We start from the raw sequence: 18,418 nt of genomic DNA on the forward strand, positions 1-18,418 counted from the left end.
ATGCGTTCCCCTGTGGGAGCGAGCTTGCTCGCGAAGAGGCCGGATCAGGCGACGCTGAGTTTGCGGCCGAGGACAGTGGTCCAGCGCTCGGAAAGAACCACCCCCCCCAGCGTCAGCAAGCCACCGACCAGGTGATACATCGCCAGCTGTTCCTTCAGCACCACCGCTGCAATCAGTGCGGTGATCAGCGGCAGCAGGTTGAAGAACAGCGTGGTCCGGCTCGGCCCCAGGCGCTGCACGGCCTGCATCCACGCCAGCGGCGCGAGCATCGAGGCCAGCAGGCACGCGTAGAGCACCAGTGGAATGTTCTGCAGGGTCAGGCCAGTCTTCGGTGAAACGGCATACAGCGGAAACAGCACCACCACCGCCACCAGCACCTGCAAATACAGCAACACCAGTGGCGGCAGGCGCAGCTGCCATTTTTTCAGCAGGGTGCTGTAGATCGCGTAGGCGAGGGTGGCGATCAGCATCATCGCGTCACCCAGGTTAACGCCGTGTTGCAGCAATGCGCCGAGGCTGCCGGACGACACCACCACCAGCACGCCGGCGAATGACAGCACCGCACCGACCAATGCGCCGGCGGTCAGGCGCTGGCCGAGGCTGATGATCGCCATGGCCAGTGACATCAACGGCATCAGTGACAGGATGATGCCCATGTTGGTGGCGCTGGTCAGGGTTGCGGCGAAGTAGGCCAGGCTCTGGTAGACCGCCATGCCGAGCACGCCGAGGATGAAGATCCTGCCCAGATTCGGGCGGATCTGCGGCCAGTGCGCGATCACCTTTTTCAGCATGAACGGCGTGAACAGCAGGCCGGCGAGCAACCAGCGGTAGAAGCCGATCTCGGCGGGGAAAATTGCACCGACCGCGAGCTTGTTGATCACGGTGTTGCCGGCCCAGATGAAAATCGCCAGCAGGGGAAACGCGTATTGCATGGGAAGAGAAACCAGTACGTTGATGAACGCTGATTATCCTCTGTCTGGATACAGGCCTATACTGCGAACCGGACAACCCGCCCCTGATTCCGGACAGCATGAACAGTAAGCACATCGACCTGCTGGATTTCAGCGAACTGCCGTCGGCGGTGTATTTCCGCTATGCCGACTTCAACGCTCATGAATACGCCGCACCGCACCGCCATCCGTGGGGCACGCTGGAGTACGCGGCCCACGGTGTGCTGCACATGGATGTCGACGGCAACCGCTTCATGTCGCCGCCACAATACGCAGTGTGGGTGCCGCCGCAGGTCGAGCACAGTTTCTACAGCCATCAGCCGGTCAACTATCGGGCGGTGTGTCTGGCGCCGGAGGTGTGTTCCGACTTGCCGGCGCAGGCCTGCACCCTGGCAATCAGCGACATCCTCAAGGCGATCCTCAAGGACTTCGCCGCCCGTGATGTGAAGATCCCCGCGTTCGAGGCCGACCAGAGACTGGCTCAGGTACTGGTGGATCAGCTGCGTCAGGCGCCGGTTCACCAATGCTATTTGCCTTACGCCAGCAGCCCCGGCTTGCTGACCATCCTCGAAACCCTGCAGGCCGAGCCCGGCAACAACGAGCCGCTGGCGCACTGGGCGGCGCAGGTGCATGTCAGCGAACGCACCCTGGCCCGGCAATTTGTGCGGGAGTTGGGAATGAGTTTCGGCGAATGGCGCCAGCGGCTGCGTTATCTGGCGGCAATCGAGGCGCTGGAGTCGGCGCGCAGCGTGCAGGAAATCGCCTTCGATCTCGGTTACAGCAGCGGCTCGGCCTTCATCGCCATGTTCTCCCGGCAGGCCGGATGTACGCCGGAACAATACCGGCGCAGCCATCTTGAGGGCAGGAAGGTGTAACAAGCTTTGACTACACTCAGCCGGAGGCCGTATCCATCGATGCGGCGACAAGGAGAAAACTCCATGAAGATGCTGCGTGTCCCTTTGTTGATGATCGGTCTGCTGCTGTGCTCCCAGGGTTTCGCCGCCACGGCGCAACAGAACAAAATGACCACCTGCAACGCCGACGCCACGGCCAAGAGCCTCAAGGGCGACGAGCGCAAAGCCTTCATGAGCACTTGCCTCAAGGCCGCCCCGGCCGCCAATGACGCCAAGACCCTGACCCCGCAGCAGGAAAAGATGAAGACCTGCAATGCCGACGCCAAGACCAAGGCCCTGACCGGCGACGCGCGCAAGGCGTTCATGAGTGATTGCCTGAAGAAAAAATAAGCGCCGGAACTTTGTGGTGAGTGTGCTGGCCCTTTCGCGAGCAAGCTCGCTCCCACACCGGATTCGTGAGCAACGCAGTACAACTGTGGGAGCGAGCTTGCTCGCGAAGAGGCTGCTCGGGGCAGCGGCAATCTCAAACCCTGCATATCCCTAGTGCTCGCCTCGGATCGCTGGCAGACTGCCAATCCTTTTACGCCGTTCGTTTTGAGGCTGTATGCCAACGTTTTCTGAGCGTCATGTAGTGTTCTGGGTCAGTTGCATCATCATTTTCGGCGGCCTGTTGCTGGTGTTGCCGTTGCGATTGTTGCCCAGTCTGTTGGCAGGATTGCTGGTGTACGAGCTGGTCAACATGCTCACCCCGCAGTTGCAACGGCTGATCGAAGGCCGGCGTGCGCGCTGGCTGGCGGTGGCGCTGCTGGGCACGCTGGTGGTGAGTGTGCTGACGCTGATCTTTGCCGGCGCCATCAGTTTCCTGCTGCATGAAGCGGAAAACCCTGGCGCTTCTCTCGACAAATTCATGGGTGTGGTTGACCGTGCGCGCGGGCAGTTGCCGCCGTTCATCGATGCCTATCTGCCGGCCAGCGCTGCCGAGTTCCGGGTGGCCATCGGTGAGTGGGCGAGCAAGCATTTGTCCGAACTGCAATTGGTGGGCAAGGACGCGGCGCACATGTTCGTGACGCTGCTGATCGGCATGGTGCTCGGCGCGATCATCGCCTTGCAGCGCGTACCGGACGTCACCAAGCGCAAACCGCTGGCGGCCGCACTGTTCGACCGTCTGCACCTGCTGGTTCAGGCGTTTCGCAACATCGTGTTCGCACAGATCAAGATTTCCCTGCTCAACACTTTCTTCACCGGGATCTTCCTGGCGGTGATCCTGCCGCTGTTCGGGATCAAGCTGCCGCTGACCAAGACCCTGATCGTGCTGACGTTCCTGCTGGGTCTGCTGCCGGTGATCGGCAACCTGATGTCGAACACGCTGATCACCATCGTCGGCCTGTCGCTGTCGATCTGGGTGGCGATTGCGGCGCTGGGCTACCTGATCTTTATCCACAAGCTGGAATACTTTCTCAACGCGCGCATCGTCGGCGGGCAGATCAGTGCCAAGTCCTGGGAGTTGCTGCTGGCGATGCTGGTGTTCGAGGCCGCGTTCGGCCTGCCTGGAGTGGTGGCAGGGCCGATCTATTACGCGTATCTGAAGAGTGAGTTGAAGCTGGGCGGGATGGTTTGATCCAGGCCTTGTAGCGTCTGAACCGGTCCTTTCGCGAGCAAGCTCGCTCCCACAGGTTCAATTTGATCCTGTGGGAGCGAGCTTGCTCGCGATTGGCAGCGCCGCAGAAACTGGATCAGTTTACTGAGCCGTAACGTTTCATGGCTTCAATCGCCAGGCCGCTACCAATGCTGCCAAAGATATTCCCTTCGACATGCCGCGCGTTCGGCAGCATTGCCGAGACGCTATTGCGCAACGCCGGAATACCGCTGGAACCGCCGGTGAAGAACACCGTATCGACCTGACCGACCGCCACGTTGGCGTCTGCCAGCAACTGGGTGACGCTGCCGCGCACGCGCTCGAGCTGCGATTCGATGGCCGACTCGAACAGCGCCCGGGTCAATTCAACGCTCAGACCCGGCTCGATGCGATCCAGCGCCACATGGCGGCTGTCGTTGTGGGTCAGCTGGATCTTGGTTTCTTCCACTTCCATCGCCAGCCAGTGCCCGGCGCGCTGTTCGATCAGCTTGAACAGACGGTCGATGCCGCCGGTGTCTTCGATGTCGTAGCGCATGCTGCCCAGGGCCAGGGTCGATTTCTGTGAGTACACCGAGTTGATGGTGTGCCAGGTCGCCAGGTTCATGTGATGACTGGTCGGCATGAACGCGCCGCTTTTCATGCGGCTGCCATAGCCGAACAGCGGCATCAGGCCTTGCAGACTCAGTTGCTTGTCGAAGTCGGTTCCGCCGATGTGCACGCCGCCGGTGGCGAGGATGTCGTCGTGACGGTTATCCACACCGCGACGCTCGGGCGACAGGCGCACCAGCGAGAAGTCCGAAGTACCACCGCCGATGTCGACGATCAGTACCAGCTCTTCCTTTTCGATGGTCGACTCATAGTCGAACGCGGCGGCAATCGGCTCGTACTGGAAGGAAACGTCCTTGAAACCGAGCTTGCGCGCCACTTCCACCAGGGTGTCTTCGGCTTCCTGGTCGGCCAGCGGATCGTCGTCGACGAAGAACACCGGGCGGCCCAGAACAACCTGCTCGAACTCACGACCGGCGGCAGTTTCGGCGCGGCTCTTGAGCTGGCCGATGAACAGCCCGAGCAAGTCCTTGAACGGCATCGCCGTGCCGAGGACGCTGGTGTCGTGCTTGATCAGTTTGGAACCGAGCAGGCTCTTGAGCGAGCGCATCAGCCGGCCTTCGTAGCCTTCCAGGTATTCGTGCAGCGCCAGACGGCCGTAAACCGGGCGACGCTCTTCGATGTTGAAGAAGACCACTGACGGCAGGGTGATCTTGTCGTCTTCCAGCGCGATCATCGTTTCCACGCCGGGGCGCAGCCAGCCGACGGTGGAGTTGGACGTGCCGAAGTCGATGCCGCAGGCACGGGCTGGAGAGGCGTCTTTCATGGTCTTTCGGTTCCGGTCAAAAAAACGGCCGCGCAGTGTATGTCAGTGCGCGACAGATTCGAAGGCCGGTCATCTGCTATTTAGCGACTAAGCTTGCTTGAAAGTCGGCGCTTTGCCCCAAACTTGCTGGCATGGGCCGGCAGACACACCGGCGGTCGCAAGAACCGCTGTCCACTGCCGATAAACTTCTGCTGCGCCACCCGGTCACAAACTTGAGATCGGTCAACCCGGCACGCGCAAATCGGCGCATGCTGGCAACGGCGCGAAATCGTTAACGGATGGTGATTCCTTCGATGGACTTCAAAGACTATTACAAGATACTCGGCGTGGAGCCGACGGCGGACGACAAGGCAATCAAGGCTGCCTATCGCAAGCTGGCGCGCAAATACCACCCCGATGTCAGCAAGGAAAAGGACGCCGAGGCCAAGTTCAAGGATGCCTCGGAAGCCTATGAAGCGCTGAAAAGCGCCGACAAGCGCGCCGAATACGACGACCTGCGCCGCTACGGCCAGCACGGGCAGCCGTTCCAGGGCCCGCCGGGCTGGCAGAGCCGTGGCGGTTTCGGCGGCGGTGGCGACACCGGCGACTTCTCGGACTTCTTCAGTTCGATCTTCGGCAATCGCGGCCCCGGTTTCGGTGGCGGCGCTGGCCGGCAATCCCGCAGCGCCGGACGGCGAGGGCAAGACGTGGAACTGGAACTGCCGATCTTTCTGGAAGAGACGCTTTCGAACGAATCGAAAAAGATCAGCTTCCAGGTGCCGCAATACAACGGCTCGGGCCAGCACGTCAGCAACACCAGCAAGAGCCTGAACGTGAAGATCCCGGCGGGCGTGACCGACGGCGAGCGCATCCGCCTCAAGGGCCAGGGCGCACCGGGCATCGGTGGCGGCGCCAATGGCGATCTGTACCTGACCATCCGTTTCGCGCCACACCCGAAATTCGATGTCGAAGGCGAAAACCTGATCATCACCTTGCCGCTGGCACCATGGGAACTGGCGCTGGGCGCCGAAGTGGCCGTGCCGACCCTGACCGGCAAGATCAACCTCAAGGTCCCGGCCGGCAGCCAGAACGGCCAGCGCATGCGCGCCAAGGGCCACGGTCTGCAGAACAAGGCCGGCGAACGCGGTTATCTGTTCGTCCAGCTCAAGGCCGTGATGCCCAAAGCCAACGGCGATGACGTCAAGGCGCTGTGGCAGGAACTGGCGAAGAAAGCCGCCTTCAACCCGCGCGAGAACTTCTGATACTGACGACGGAGTAGCCCATCATGAGCAGCCCCCTGATCGTTCAACTGGACATGGCAGAATTCTGTGAGGCGGCCGAGTTGTCGGACGTCTACGTGATCGAAATCGTCGAACACGGCATCCTCGAACCTCAGGGCACGCAGCCCAGGGAATGGCGCTTCACCGACTACGAACTGGCCCTGGCCAAACGCGCCGCCAAACTGCGGCGCGACCTTGACCTGGAATGGGAAGGCGTTGCCCTGGCGCTGGACCTGCTGGAAGAGGTCAAGGAGCTGCGGGCCGAGAACCGCATGCTCCGTCAGCGGCTGGCGCGGCTGGTGGTCGAGTAGCGCTCAGGCCTGTCTGGGCAGCATCACGCTGAACAGCGTTCCTTCGGCTTCGCTTGAGCTGACTTCGATGGTTCCGCCGTGGGCGGTCACCACTTCCTTGACGATAAACAGGCCCAGCCCGAGGCTGGTCGAGGCCTGACCGAGCTCTTCATTGGAGCTACGCACCAAGGGGTCGAAAATCGTGCCGATGGCTTCTTCGGAAATCGGCTCGCCATGGTTGTGCACCGTCAGGCTCACGACATCGCCTTCACCTTTCAGCGTCACGATCAGATCCCGCGGGTGAGTCCCGTACTGCAAGGCGTTGCCGATCAGGTTTTGCAACAGTTGTGCCAGTCGACCGTAATCCCAGACACCCCGCGTATCGCCTTCGATGATCAGCGTCGGATCGCTTTGCGGGTTGCCGGCACAGGCTTCGGCAATCGCTGCCCGCGCCGCATCGGCCAAGTCCATCGGCGCCGGCTCTATCGGCAGGCTCTTGCCCAGGCGACTGCGCACCAGTTCCAGCAGATCGCTGACCATCGCCGCCATGTGCCGCGCACCTTGCTTGATGCTCAACGCACAGCTCAGCGCATCGCCCTCCAGAGCTGTTTTGCGCATCAGCAACTCAGTAGACATGCTGACCGCTTGCAGCGGTGCGCGCAGGTCGTGACCGAGGATCGCGAGGAAAATGTCGCGCGAGCGGTTGACCTGCTCGGCGTAGGCGGCGGTCGACTCGGCGAGGGCTTCATCGATGGCTTCGTTGAAACGGATCATGTCCTGGAAGTACGCCATGTCCGGGGTTTCCAGACTGTTGGCCCAGAGGCGGATCACGCAGGCGCGCAGATGGCGGAATTCCGATGTCATCTGCACCAGGTCAAAGCCCACGGCATGGCGCAACTCACCGTGGCTGGCACCGGCCTCATCCAGGCTCGGGGTTTTCTCCGGGCCTTCGCCCTTGGCCTTGGCGATTTGTTCGCGGGCGGTTTGTGTGGTGTCCATGTCCCGCGCGGCGGCCAGCAGGATGGCCTTGGCATGGTCGCGCAGCGCCGCCTGATCCATGGTGTCGGCCGCCGGGCTGATGGTCCTGGCGAACTGTTCCCACTCCTCGACGATGTGATCCGCGTGTTGCCTGATGAATTCGGATAAACGCATGACCGGGTTCCTGGAAATTCAAGGCGGGGCGTTCGAATATTAGACCGTTTGCGCGGGAATGAAAGCGCCGCTCCAGCCTGAAACTTCCACTGACAAGCTGCCCCGTTGCGATATTTATGTACCGCAGCCACGGAGGTCGGTCATGGTCTGCTTTTGCTCCATTTGAAGGAGTGAAACCATGTCCGAAATCCCTTCCGCTTCATCTTCCCCGGACCCCGTTGCAGCGCCGAGCGCCTTTGTAACGCAAAGTCTGCACGCCGACCTGCTGCAGCGGTCCAGTCCCGGATGGCTGATCGATGCTTCGCAGCGCCAGCGTGAGGCGTTGAAGCATACCGATGTCGCCACACCGGACTGGTACAGGCACGCATCCCGCGATCAACGCAAGGCCGTGGGCGATGCCTTGACCGCCAGCCTCGCCGCTCAGGCGCGGCTGGACAATGCCATGTCGGATTTTCAGGACATCGATCGCTTCGCAGCGCCCTTGCTGACCCAGGCCCTGAAGGACCAGTTCAACGTGACCCTCGACGTCAACAAGACCTGGCTGGTGCTGAACAAACCGGTGGAGGTGGGGATTTTCGCCATCGAAATCGATTCTTTCCAGGTCCTGAAACTGCCTTTGCTGCAAGCAGCGCTGCACAATTTCGAAGCCCGCGAATGTAAGGGCGGGGCCTTTCATCGAACTTCGGGATTTCGCATTGAAACCTCGAAACCGGGCACCCTGGAACCGTTAACCACCCGTTTGACAGTCGAGCAGTTCACCGGACTGTGCCGTTCGCTGGACATCGGAGCGAAGTATCAGGATTACCTTAAGGCGTTTCTGTACCCCAAGGATGCGGTGGCCAGGAATGTGCTGCGCGACAAGTTCATCGACGCCCACAAGACTGCTTTGCGGGCAGCGGCCGAAGTGGCGCTGCTCACGGGCGATATCGGGCGCGAAGACTACGCCTCGATTCGCTCGATCCTCAATGGCGAGCTTGCGCCGCGCCAGGGCAAGCGGCAGATCTGGTTCTGCGATCTGGGCCTGATGGGGCGGCGCATGACCGGCTGTGTGTTGTTCGCGATCTGCGAGAAGTACCGCTACAGCGACGACTCGATCCTGTATATCCCGGGCGATCCTTATCACCCGCTCAAACGTTACAAGGGCCAGGAAATCGAAGCGATGTTCAAGCAGCGCTTCACTGCGCGCGATGCCACGCAGGCTCATCCGGCGGACCCGAATGCGTATCAGCGGTTCTTCAGTCAGTTCGTGGCCTATGCCGACCGGTCTTACTATTTCAGTCAGTTCACCGATGACAAGCCAGGCCGAACGGCCTTACAAAGATTGACGCCCTACGCTCCACTGCTTAATGAGGCTTTCAAGGCCATCAACCCGATCAGCGGGACGTTTGTCGGCATCCGCGAGTTGCCGCCTGCGCCTGCCGTCGAGCAGGTCCCGAATCCTGATCCGTATCTGAATCCCGTGGACTTGTCGCGCAAGGGCCACGGGATCTGGGCGGACAATGTCGACCTGTGGGAATACCTGTTCGATCAGCATCGCGATCGACTGATCGCCGATGCCCGTAGCCACGCCGTACCCACCGCGGATGTCGATGCCAGGGTGCGCTCGGAAAAACTCGCCGGGTTGCTCAATCTCGGAATGCTGGTGCTGACCGGTGTTTCGATGTTCGTGCCGGTGCTGGGGGAATTGATGATGGGGGTGATGGCCGGGCAACTGCTCGACGAAACCTTTGAAGGTGCCATCGAATGGAGTGAGGGCGATCGCAAGGCCGCGAAGGCGCATCTGATCGATGTCGCGCAGAACCTGGCATTGATCGCTCTGATGTCAGGTGGCGGTAAAGCGTTCGCCAGGCTGACGACTGCCAGGCCGCTGCCGGCCATCGAGAACCTGCATCAGGTGCAGATGCCCGATGGCACCACCCGCTTGTGGAAGCCTGACCTGAGCGCTTACGAGAGTCCGGTGAAACTGGACTCGCGCGCAGCGCCCAATGCGCTGGGGCAATACGAAGTCGGGCAGGACAAATACATTCAGCTTGACGGCAAGACGTATCGGCAGACTTATGACGAGTCGCTCAAGGCATGGCGTATCAGCCATCCAAGTGATCCGCAGGCCTATCAGCCGCCGTTGGCGCACAACGGCGCCGGCGCCTGGCGACACACGCTTGAGCGCCCGCAGCGCTGGGATCGACTGAAACTGCTCAGGCGGATCGGCCACAGTACTGACGCCTTCGCCGACGAACAGTTGCTGATCCTTGGCGACGTGGCCGGTGTCAGCGATGAAGCCCTGCGCAAAATGCACCTGGACAACGCCTTGCCTCCCCCGGAGCTGGCGGACGCCATGAGACTTTTCCGCGCCGAACGGGATGCCGGACTGATCGTCGAACAGGTGGCCGGTACGCAACCCATCGACGAGCGATACCTGCAGGTTTTGCCTTTGCTGCCCGAGATGCCACGCTGGCCGTGGGGGCGGCAGTTGCAGGTCTACGAGTCTCCTGATTTGTCGGGTAGTGCGCTGCGTTACGGGACACGGCGCGGTGGCAGGGCGCCCATCCGGATCAGCCTGGCCGAGGTGCTGAGCGGTGGGTTGCCGGCGCGGATTCTGGCCTCACTGGATGAGGCCGAAGTGGTTGGATTACTCGGTGATGAGCCTGCACGGGTCGCCGCCGTGAGGCCGCTGGAACTGGCCCGGCAGATCGGCGATTTTGCCGACGCTCGCAAACCGGCGCTGCTCGAGAGCCTTTTACGGCCCGTCGATCCTGTTGCGCCACGGATCGCGAAATTGCAGCGAAGCCAGCCAGGCCTGACAGAGCGGGCCGCGCAGACTGTGTTGCATCAGGCGAATGCCGACGAACTCGCGCGGCTGGACAGTTCACCACGCGTTCCCCTGCATTTGCAGGAGCTCAGTCGCGAGTATGCCGGTGAAGGGCGCCTGACCCGGGCCATGGCCGGGCTGCACGGCGAAACCATGGCGTCGAACGATAGCGCCCGACTGGCGCTGCATGCATTGAGCAGACTACCTGGCTGGCCTGGCGATGTACGTCTGGAACTACGCGCAGGCGGTGTCGGCGGACCGCTGATCGATGCCATTGGCAGCGAGGCCGCGCCGCATCACAAATTCGTGGTCAGGAACGGTACGGCCTGGCAGGCCTTTGACGATCGTGCTGAAACACTCAACAGTATGCCCGCCAGAGGGGACAACTTTTACGCCTCGCTGATGCACGCGCTGCCCGATGAGGCTCGGCGCTCGATCGGATTGCCACAGGTGGGGCAAAGCAGGGAACTGCAACGCGCGATCATTGATTACGCACGCACTCATCGCACGGCGTGCGCGCAGGTGTTTCGACCCGCCGCCCGTTGGTTCAGGCCACCTCGTCGCATGGCTTCCGGGCGGCTGGGGTATCCGGCCAGTGGTGAGAGCGCCGGGCTGGATCCGGTGTTGACCAGCCACGTCCAGGCGCTCTATCCCGGACTGAGTGACGCACAGGCCCGAGGTTTCATTCTCGAACAATGGCGCCTGGGCAAGACCGATCAACAGATCTTCCATCTGCTCAACAATCGCATGAGCGAATGGCGACAGCTTGAAACGACACTTGATCAATGGTCGATGTCACCGGACCTGCGCCAGCGAGAGTCCCGCGACGCAATCATGCACACGGCGCAAAGCATCAAGGATGGCTGGCGCAATGCACCGTTGGCGGGACACGATCCTGAAGCGGCGCGCCTCACCCTCATCAGTGATGCGCCATTGCCGCCACTGGCGGCAGATTTCGCCCACGTCCGCGAACTGACCCTGCGCGCGCCGGCGGTCGCCGAAACGCTCGCCGTGTTTCCCAATGTCGAGAGGCTGACACTGACCACGAGTACGGCGGAGTTCGAGAAGACGCTTGCGACGCTGAAGTCGCTGCGGCACATGACCCGCCTGAAACTTTCGACGCCGTTGACTGCGACTGTGGCGACGCGGCTTCGAGAGTTGAGCCGGCTTGAAGAGTTTGAGCTGCACTGTACCGGTGGCGGGATGAATCCAGTCGTACCGACGACCCTTGATGTCAGCGGCATGCGGCAGTTGCGCAGGCTCGAAGTCAACGCCCTGCAAATGGACCAATGGCCGCGCGGTGTGCTGGACCTGCCCCGGCTCGAGCGCTTGAACCTGCGCTCGACCGCCATCAACAGCCTGCCGGTGGACATCTATGAAGGGCACCAGCGCCTGTTGTCCGGTCTGTCTCTGGACTGGTCGAGGTTCACGCGACGAGTGTTCAAGCCGATCTACGAGTTTGTCCGCAGCCAACCCCGGCATCTGCTCGATCTGGACGAAATGGTTGCCGATTACTGTCGCGGCGAACTCAAGCGTTTCGTCCGCATGGAGTCCGGCCTGCTCGATGTCTTGAACAATGGCTTCAAAGCGCAATTTACCGATGCGATGAGCCGGTTTGCGGCCATCGAAACCCTGAGCGAGCAGTTCAACGAACTCAATCGGTTGCAGGAGTGGGTGGGGTCCGAGCCGACCGTGTTCAACGGCGGAACAGCACGCTCGGAAGTGGCTGAAGCGCTGATGAGCAGTTGGCGCAGCGGGTTGCTTCAGCGCTATGGCACACGCACTGAAAGCGTGTTTTACAACCTGTATGTCAGTTTTCCCAACGACGCCTCGGTGCTGGATATCGCCGGTTCGCCGATGGAGAGTCTGCCAACCTTATCTCCTGAAGGTTTCAACCATGTCCGCAACCTGTATCTGGCAGGGTTAAAGGCCCCGCTGGAGCAAATGCGCGGTTTTCTCCGTACTTTCCAGCACCTCGATACGCTGGATCTGAGCGATTGCAATCTGTCTGCGTTGCCGCTGGAGCCAGGTGATCTGCCGACGCTGGAAACCCTGAACCTGCATGACAATCCGTTGAGCAATATTGATGTGCGCGGCATGAACCGACTGAGGGCGCTCGACCTGAGCAAGACTGCCATTGATCAATGGCCGACCGGTGCCGAGACGCTGCCCGAGCTGACCTGGCTGGATCTCAGTGACAGCCGCCTGACGTCGTTACCGCAGGCGTTGCTGTCTCGTGATCAGCTGTTGCTCGACACCAGCCTGACCGACACTCCGCTGAGTCCGCAGGCGCGTGCCGATCTCGCTGCTGCCCGGTCGCGGATCGAGGACAGCCATGGCCTGGTTGCCGGCTCGCTGCAACGCTTTGCACTGGAAGAGCCGCGTCACCGGACACCGCCCATGGAAAGCGGCTCGGTGGTTGCTCGACGCCTGTTGCCGCTGCCACCGTTGCCGACGGGCGAAGGTCCGGTAACGTGGGAAGCGCGTTTGCGGCGGCTGCGCCCGGATTACGACGCCGCCCGTGCGCAGACGTCCATTGAACAGATGCGGGACGCCGGCCTGGTCGATACACAGATCAGTGCCCGGATCGCGCAATGGGAGCAGTCATTCGAGTCGCTCACCCGGCGCCTGAACGACTGGTTGTTCACCCATGAAACCCGGGGCACGCACTGGGTCGTATCGTCGCGCAGCCGCCAGCTCGCCGCGCAGCGCATCATCAGGTGCTGGCGCGAAGGTTCGATTGACTGGAACGGCGTGGCAGATCACGAATTGAGCCTCGACGGTCTACAGGTGGGTAATCTGCCTGAGCTGGGCGAATCAATGCCTGCGGTGAGCGATCTGAATCTGTCCGGGGTCAAGCTGACCACAAGTGGTTCGAACGGGTTTCTCGGGGCATTTACGCAGCTGCGTCGGCTCAGTCTCAGCGGTAACCATCTGTTGGCAATTCCTGAACCTGTTGCGCAGATGCGCTTGCTGGAACGGCTTGAGCTGTCGTCCACGGGCCTGGCGCAATCCACACCCATGTATCCGATCCTTCAGGGGCTGGAGCAATTGCGCTGGCTGGATCTGAGCCATAACAGCCTGTACACGTTCGATGTCACTGGCCTCGGGCGGCTGGAACGGCTGGACCTGCGTGACAATCTGCTGGCTGCCTGGCCTGACGGTGTATTGCAGTTGCCGAATCTGCAAGCGGTCGATCTGAGCAGCAACGAAATCGCGTCGATTCCTTCCGAGCTGTATGACGGCACTCATACCGCGCTGATCGCGAGCAGCAACCTGTCGGAGAATTACGAAATATCGCAGCAAAGCCTTGTCCGGTTGCGAGCGTACGCCGATACCCAGGGACGCCATGAGGTGCTGGGCATTACCTATGCCGACATCGACCGGATGATCGATGACATGGATAGCACCACTGAAAGCGACGGTGAGGGTGCGGGGCTCGAGAGCGAGCCGGAGCCGGATGAAGTTCTTTTGACGCCTGCTCAAGGCATCCTCGAACAACAGGCCGCTCCGTGGATGGAAAGCGTTGCCCAGGAGGATGTCGCGTCATATCGGATGATGTGGCAGCGATTGGCTGGCGAACCCGACAACGCTGCGTTCTTCCATCTGTTGTCGCGGATGCCGGATACCGAAGAGTTCCGGGTTTTTCGTGCCGACCTGACCCGGCGAGTATGGAAAATCGTCGAGACGATCGATGGCAGCCAGGAGCTGCGCGACACGGTATTTTCCATGGCGACCACTCACTCCACCTGTGTCGACGGGCGAACCCTGGCGTTCAGTGAAATCGAGGTCAAGGTGTTCGAGTACAACGCCTTGCGCCATTTGCAGCCCGGCCTTGCGGAAAAGGGACGCGCCTTGCTCGACTTGTCACGGCAGCTGTTCCGTCTGGGCGAGGTGGAAAAACTCGCCGCCCGCAGCATGGACCGTCATGCCGATCCGGCGGAGGTGCGTCTGCAGTATCGAATCGGTCTGACCTCAGGCTGGGAGGATGGATTGCAGCTCCCGGGCCAGCCCGGCCAGATGCGGTTCGCCCGGCCGATCAGGGGCGAAGAGCTGGCAGCCGCGCGTGCTGCGGTGGTGAAGGCCGAGAAAAGCGTGCGGTTCTATGAGGACCTGATCAGCCGCGAATACTGGGTGCAATACCTGAACGAGAAATATCCGGAGGCGTTCGCCGCGCTTGGCCGCCATGCCGATGAGCAACTCGAAAGCCTGGAAGGTGAACACGAAGACGTGAGCAGCACAGCCTATCGCGAGGCGGTGCAGATGCTTGAGGTCGAGCGCAGCATTGAGCGCAATACGAAACTGATCGAGTTGTCGCACCTTGAGACCGGCGAACCGATGCCCACCGCCACCGAGGGCACTTCGCAAGACCTGATGAACGCTTCCGCTCGATGATCACCCAAGCCCTGGGCGTCGACTGTCTCGACGCCCAGGGCTTTGTCTCAGAACAGGAAGTAACGCTGCGCCATCGGCAGGGTTTCGGCCGGTTCACACCAGAGCAATACGCCGTCGGCCTTGACCTGATAGGTCTGTGGGTCGACGTCGATGTTGGGCAGGTAATCGTTGTGGATCAGGTCGGTTTTCTGCACGTCGCGACAACCTTTGACCACGGCGATTTTCTTCTTCAGGCCCAATGCATCGGGCAGTCCCGCCTCCTGCGCGGCCTGGCTGATGAAGGTCAGGCTGGTGGCGTGCAGCGAGCCGCCGTAGCTGGCGAACATCGGGCGGTAGTGCACCGGTTGCGGGGTTGGAATCGAGGCATTGGCGTCGCCCATCAGGCTCGCGGCGATGGCACCGCCCTTGAGGATCAGCGTCGGTTTCACGCCGAAGAACGCCGGGCGCCAGAGCACCAGATCGGCCCATTTGCCGACTTCCACCGAACCCACTTCATGGCTGATGCCGTGGGTGATCGCCGGGTTGATCGTGTACTTGGCGATGTAGCGCTTGGCGCGGAAGTTGTCGTTGCCTTCGCCGTCCTGCGCGAGCGGGCCGCGCTGTTTTTTCATTTTGTCGGCGGTCTGCCAGGTGCGCGTGATGACTTCGCCGACGCGGCCCATGGCCTGGCTGTCGGAGCTGATCATCGAGAACGCGCCGAGGTCGTGGAGGATGTCTTCGGCGGCAATCGTTTCGCGGCGGATGCGGCTTTCGGCGAACGCCACGTCTTCGGCAATGCTCGGGTCGAGGTGGTGGCAGACCATCAGCATGTCGAGGTGTTCGTCGATGGTGTTGCGGGTGAACGGCCGGGTCGGGTTGGTCGAACTCGGCAGCACGTTGGCGAAACCGCAGGCCTTGATGATGTCCGGCGCATGGCCGCCGCCGGCACCTTCGGTGTGATAGGTGTGGATCGTGCGACCTTTGAACGCGCCGAGGGTGGTTTCGACGAAACCGGATTCGTTGAGGGTGTCGGTGTGGATCGCCACCTGCACGTCGTACTGGTCGGCGACGCTCAGGCAGTTGTCGATGCTCGCCGGGGTGGTGCCCCAGTCCTCGTGGAGCTTGAGGCCGATGGCGCCGGCCTTGACCTGTTCGATCAACGGCTCCGGCAGGCTGGCGTTGCCCTTGCCGGTGAGGCCGATGTTCATCGGAAACGCATCCGCTGCCTGGAGCATCCGCGCCAGGTGCCACGGTCCGGAAGTGCAGGTGGTGGCGTTGGTGCCGGTGGCCGGGCCGGTGCCGCCGCCGATCATGGTGGTGACGCCGCTCATCAGCGCTTCTTCGATCTGCTGCGGGCAGATGAAGTGGATGTGGGTGTCGATGCCGCCGGCGGTGAGGATCATGCCTTCGCCGGCGATCACTTCGCTGCTGGCGCCGATGGCGATGGTCACGCCGGGCTGCACGTCCGGGTTGCCGGCCTTGCCGATCGCGGCGATGCGCCCGTCCTTGAGGCCGACGTCGGCCTTGACGATGCCCCAGTGGTCGATGATCAACGCGTTGGTGATGACGGTGTCGACCACTTCGGCCGCCAGCAACTGGCTCTGGCCCTGGCCATCGCGGATCACTTTGCCGCCGCCGAATTTCACTTCTTCGCCGTAGGTGGTGAAGTCCTGCTCGACCTCGATCCACAGCTCGGTGTCGGCCAGGCGCACCTTGTCGCCGACGGTGGGGCCGAACATGTCGGCGTAGGCTTGTCTCGAGATTTTCATGCGCATGCCTTGAGATTCAGTTGTTTTTGAGACTGTTCGCTTCGCTCACAGATTCGCGAGCAAGCTCGCTCCCACAGAGGGAATGCGATCACCTGTGGGAGCGAGCTTGCTCGCGAAGGGGCCTGCGCAAACGGTATAAATTCAGAGGTCACCCATGACCCGCCCGGCAAACCCGAACACTCGGCGATGCCCGGCGTATTCCACCAGTTCCACCTCGCGGCTTTGTCCCGGCTCGAAGCGCACGGCGGTGCCCGCCGGGATGTTCAGGCGCATGCCACGGCTGGCGGCGCGGTCGAAGGTCAGGGCGTCGTTGGTTTCGAAAAAATGGTAGTGCGAGCCGACCTGGATCGGCCGGTCGCCGCTGTTCGCCACTTTCAGGCTGACCGTGCGACGACCGACGTTGAGTTCGATGTCGCCGGGCTGGATCCGGTATTCGCCGGGAATCATCAGTTCGCTCCTTGCAGGACTTTGTAATAGAGGGCCGTCGGGCGATAGGTGCCGTTCGGGTCGCAGGCGTAATCGGGGATTTCCCCGGCGCGGGTGTAACCCAGGGCCTTGTAGAAATCTTCGGCGGGGGAGCCGGCCTCGGTGTCGAGGTAAAGCATGCCGCGCTTGTACTGGCGGGCCGTCAGTTCCAGCGCTTGCATCAACTGCTGGCCGAGGCCGCGCCGCCGGGCGTGTTCGCGCACCAACAGCTTCTGCACCTCGGCACGGTTCAGACCGTTGGCCTTCTGGCACAGGCTCAACTGGACGCTGGCCTGCACTTGTTCATCCTTGACCACCACCCACAGCAAGACGTTGCCTTTGTTCAGGTTGTCCTGCACGTCGTCGAAATAGGCGCGGGCCTGAGCGGCATCGAGGTCGGCCATGAAGCCGACGCTGGCGCCATAACCAACGGCGTCGAGCAGCAGGTCGATCAGGCCCTGACGATAGTGCGCAAAACTTTCCGCATTGACGCGTCGCAGTTGGGCGGGGTTCATCGGTATCACTCCTTGTTGGCGGGCGGTGGCTCCGCGCCAGGATTGAGGGTCAGTTGCATGAAGGTCAGGTCGAGCCAGCGGCCGAACTTGGTGCCGACTTGCGGCATCTGCCCGGTGGTGATGAAACCGGCGCGTTCGTGCAGGCGGATCGACGCGGCGTTGCCGCTCTCGATGGCGGCGACCATGATGTGTTTGCCGCAGGTTTTCGCGCGTGCGATCAGCGCGGTCATCAGTTGCGGGCCGAGGCCGTTGCCACGCTGGTCGCTGCGCACGTAGACCGAGTGCTCGACCGTGTGGCGGAAACCGTCGAATGGCCGCCAGTCACCGAACGAAGCGTAGCCGAGGGTGGCGTTGTCGGCGTCGACGATCACCAGGATCGGATAACCCTGGGCCTGACGCGCGCTGAACCATGCCTGACGGTTGCCGAGGTCGACGGCGGATTCATTCCAGATCGCCGTGGTGTTGAGCACGGCGTCGTTGTAGATGTCGCGGATCGCCGGCAGGTCGGCGTGCAGTGCATCGCGGATGGTGTAAGTCATGGCGCGGCCTCAGACGATCGGTTGGTGGACAGTGACCAGTTTGGTGCCGTCGGGAAACGTCGCTTCGACCTGAATCTCCGGGATCATTTCCGGGATGCCTTCCATCACTTGATCGCGGGTCAGCAGGGTCGTGCCGTAATGCATCAGTTCGGCCACGGTCTGGCCGTCACGGGCGCCTTCAAGCAGCGCCGCCGAGATATAGGCCATGGCTTCCGGGTAGTTGAGCTTCACGCCACGGGCCAGTCGCCGCTCGGCAACGAGGCCGGCGGTGAAGATCAGCAGCTTGTCTTTTTCGCGTGGGGTCAGGTCCATCGTAGAAATCCATTTGGGCAGATTGAAAAGGTCGGGACTGTTGGCACAGATCCCTGTGGGAGCGAGCTTGCTCGCGAAGACGTCGTCACACTCAGCATTTGAGGTGACTGATGCAACGCTTT

At 61.8% G+C, this 18,418-nt stretch carries 14 protein-coding genes; 6 read left to right on the top strand and 8 right to left on the bottom strand.

Going from position 1 to position 18,418, the window contains the following annotated elements; genetic code table 11:
- Nucleotides 1-44: 44 nt before the first annotated feature.
- A complete protein-coding gene (locus CAF73_RS18360; protein ID WP_085701276.1) occupies nucleotides 45-932 on the bottom strand; it encodes a DMT family transporter in 888 nt (295 codons plus the stop codon).
- A 98-nt stretch (nucleotides 933-1,030) separates the two neighbouring features.
- Here CAF73_RS18360 and CAF73_RS18365 point away from each other — a divergent pair, with 98 nt between their 5' ends.
- From CAF73_RS18365 to CAF73_RS18375, 3 genes are all read left to right on the top strand, one after another.
- Entirely contained in the window at nucleotides 1,031-1,825 is a 795-nt protein-coding gene (locus CAF73_RS18365) for a helix-turn-helix transcriptional regulator (protein ID WP_085703426.1), read from the top strand.
- Nucleotides 1,826-1,888: 63 nt separating this feature from the next.
- A complete protein-coding gene (locus CAF73_RS18370) occupies nucleotides 1,889-2,194 on the top strand; it encodes a PsiF family protein (protein ID WP_065258819.1) in 306 nt (101 codons plus the stop codon).
- A gap of 214 nt (nucleotides 2,195-2,408) precedes the next feature.
- Nucleotides 2,409-3,422, top strand: coding sequence for an AI-2E family transporter (locus CAF73_RS18375; RefSeq protein ID WP_085701018.1), 1,014 nt, complete (start codon nucleotides 2,409-2,411; stop codon nucleotides 3,420-3,422).
- Nucleotides 3,423-3,537: 115 nt separating this feature from the next.
- Here CAF73_RS18375 and CAF73_RS18380 read toward each other — a convergent pair whose 3' ends face one another.
- On the bottom strand, nucleotides 3,538-4,812 hold the full coding sequence (locus tag CAF73_RS18380; protein WP_085685051.1) for an Hsp70 family protein: 1,275 nt from the start codon (nucleotides 4,810-4,812) through the stop codon (nucleotides 3,538-3,540).
- Between the two features lie 293 nt (nucleotides 4,813-5,105).
- On the opposite strand from CAF73_RS18380, the gene CAF73_RS18385 reads away from it, so the two are divergent.
- A complete protein-coding gene (locus CAF73_RS18385; protein WP_085685048.1) occupies nucleotides 5,106-6,053 on the top strand; it encodes a DnaJ C-terminal domain-containing protein in 948 nt (315 codons plus the stop codon).
- A 23-nt stretch (nucleotides 6,054-6,076) separates the two neighbouring features.
- Nucleotides 6,077-6,382, top strand: coding sequence for a chaperone modulator CbpM (locus tag CAF73_RS18390; protein WP_085703427.1), 306 nt, complete (start codon nucleotides 6,077-6,079; stop codon nucleotides 6,380-6,382).
- A 3-nt stretch (nucleotides 6,383-6,385) separates the two neighbouring features.
- Here the strand turns inward: CAF73_RS18390 and CAF73_RS18395 are convergent, their stop codons facing one another.
- Entirely contained in the window at nucleotides 6,386-7,513 is a 1,128-nt protein-coding gene (locus tag CAF73_RS18395) for a sensor histidine kinase KdpD (RefSeq protein ID WP_085703428.1), read from the bottom strand.
- Between the two features lie 178 nt (nucleotides 7,514-7,691).
- On the opposite strand from CAF73_RS18395, the gene CAF73_RS18400 reads away from it, so the two are divergent.
- Nucleotides 7,692-14,717 (top strand): NEL-type E3 ubiquitin ligase domain-containing protein, encoded by a 7,026-nt coding sequence (locus tag CAF73_RS18400; protein ID WP_085703429.1) that lies wholly within the window; start codon nucleotides 7,692-7,694, stop codon nucleotides 14,715-14,717.
- Between the two features lie 47 nt (nucleotides 14,718-14,764).
- On the opposite strand, the gene ureC is transcribed toward CAF73_RS18400, so the two are convergent.
- The 5 genes from ureC to ureA all read right to left on the bottom strand — a co-directional run bounded on the left by ureC (nucleotide 14,765) and on the right by ureA (nucleotide 18,296).
- Complete coding sequence (ureC, locus tag CAF73_RS18405) at nucleotides 14,765-16,465, bottom strand: urease subunit alpha (protein ID WP_085701023.1); 1,701 nt, start codon at nucleotides 16,463-16,465, stop codon at nucleotides 14,765-14,767.
- A gap of 141 nt (nucleotides 16,466-16,606) precedes the next feature.
- Entirely contained in the window at nucleotides 16,607-16,912 is a 306-nt protein-coding gene (locus CAF73_RS18410; RefSeq protein ID WP_085701013.1) for an urease subunit beta, read from the bottom strand.
- Nucleotides 16,912-17,445 (bottom strand): GNAT family N-acetyltransferase, encoded by a 534-nt coding sequence (locus CAF73_RS18415; RefSeq protein WP_085685035.1) that lies wholly within the window; start codon nucleotides 17,443-17,445, stop codon nucleotides 16,912-16,914. Before CAF73_RS18415 ends, CAF73_RS18410 begins: the two co-directional genes overlap by 1 nt.
- A 5-nt stretch (nucleotides 17,446-17,450) precedes the next feature.
- Nucleotides 17,451-17,984 (bottom strand): GNAT family N-acetyltransferase, encoded by a 534-nt coding sequence (locus CAF73_RS18420; RefSeq protein WP_085703430.1) that lies wholly within the window; start codon nucleotides 17,982-17,984, stop codon nucleotides 17,451-17,453.
- A 9-nt stretch (nucleotides 17,985-17,993) separates the two neighbouring features.
- On the bottom strand, nucleotides 17,994-18,296 hold the full coding sequence (ureA, locus tag CAF73_RS18425) for an urease subunit gamma (RefSeq protein ID WP_039766748.1): 303 nt from the start codon (nucleotides 18,294-18,296) through the stop codon (nucleotides 17,994-17,996).
- Between the last annotated feature and the right edge of the window lie 122 nt (nucleotides 18,297-18,418).

The organism is Pseudomonas sp. B15(2017) (assembly GCF_002113215.1).
Classification (GTDB): domain Bacteria; phylum Pseudomonadota; class Gammaproteobacteria; order Pseudomonadales; family Pseudomonadaceae; genus Aquipseudomonas.

Bases quoted from the DNA above. Each gene is read 5' to 3' on its own strand.
- CAF73_RS18360 (WP_085701276.1), bottom strand. From the start codon at position 932: ATGCAATACGCGTTTCCCCTGCTGGCGATTTTCATCTGGGCCGGCAAC.
- CAF73_RS18390 (WP_085703427.1), top strand. From the start codon at position 6,077: ATGAGCAGCCCCCTGATCGTTCAACTGGACATGGCAGAATTCTGTGAG.
- CAF73_RS18365 (WP_085703426.1), top strand. From the start codon at position 1,031: ATGAACAGTAAGCACATCGACCTGCTGGATTTCAGCGAACTGCCGTCG.
- CAF73_RS18395 (WP_085703428.1), bottom strand. From the start codon at position 7,513: ATGCGTTTATCCGAATTCATCAGGCAACACGCGGATCACATCGTCGAG.
- CAF73_RS18400 (WP_085703429.1), top strand. From the start codon at position 7,692: ATGTCCGAAATCCCTTCCGCTTCATCTTCCCCGGACCCCGTTGCAGCG.
- CAF73_RS18375 (WP_085701018.1), top strand. From the start codon at position 2,409: ATGCCAACGTTTTCTGAGCGTCATGTAGTGTTCTGGGTCAGTTGCATC.
- CAF73_RS18415 (WP_085685035.1), bottom strand. From the start codon at position 17,445: ATGAACCCCGCCCAACTGCGACGCGTCAATGCGGAAAGTTTTGCGCAC.
- ureC (WP_085701023.1), bottom strand. From the start codon at position 16,465: ATGAAAATCTCGAGACAAGCCTACGCCGACATGTTCGGCCCCACCGTC.
- ureA (WP_039766748.1), bottom strand. From the start codon at position 18,296: ATGGACCTGACCCCACGCGAAAAAGACAAGCTGCTGATCTTCACCGCC.
- CAF73_RS18370 (WP_065258819.1), top strand. From the start codon at position 1,889: ATGAAGATGCTGCGTGTCCCTTTGTTGATGATCGGTCTGCTGCTGTGC.
- CAF73_RS18410 (WP_085701013.1), bottom strand. From the start codon at position 16,912: ATGATTCCCGGCGAATACCGGATCCAGCCCGGCGACATCGAACTCAAC.
- CAF73_RS18385 (WP_085685048.1), top strand. From the start codon at position 5,106: ATGGACTTCAAAGACTATTACAAGATACTCGGCGTGGAGCCGACGGCG.
- CAF73_RS18420 (WP_085703430.1), bottom strand. From the start codon at position 17,984: ATGACTTACACCATCCGCGATGCACTGCACGCCGACCTGCCGGCGATC.
- CAF73_RS18380 (WP_085685051.1), bottom strand. From the start codon at position 4,812: ATGAAAGACGCCTCTCCAGCCCGTGCCTGCGGCATCGACTTCGGCACG.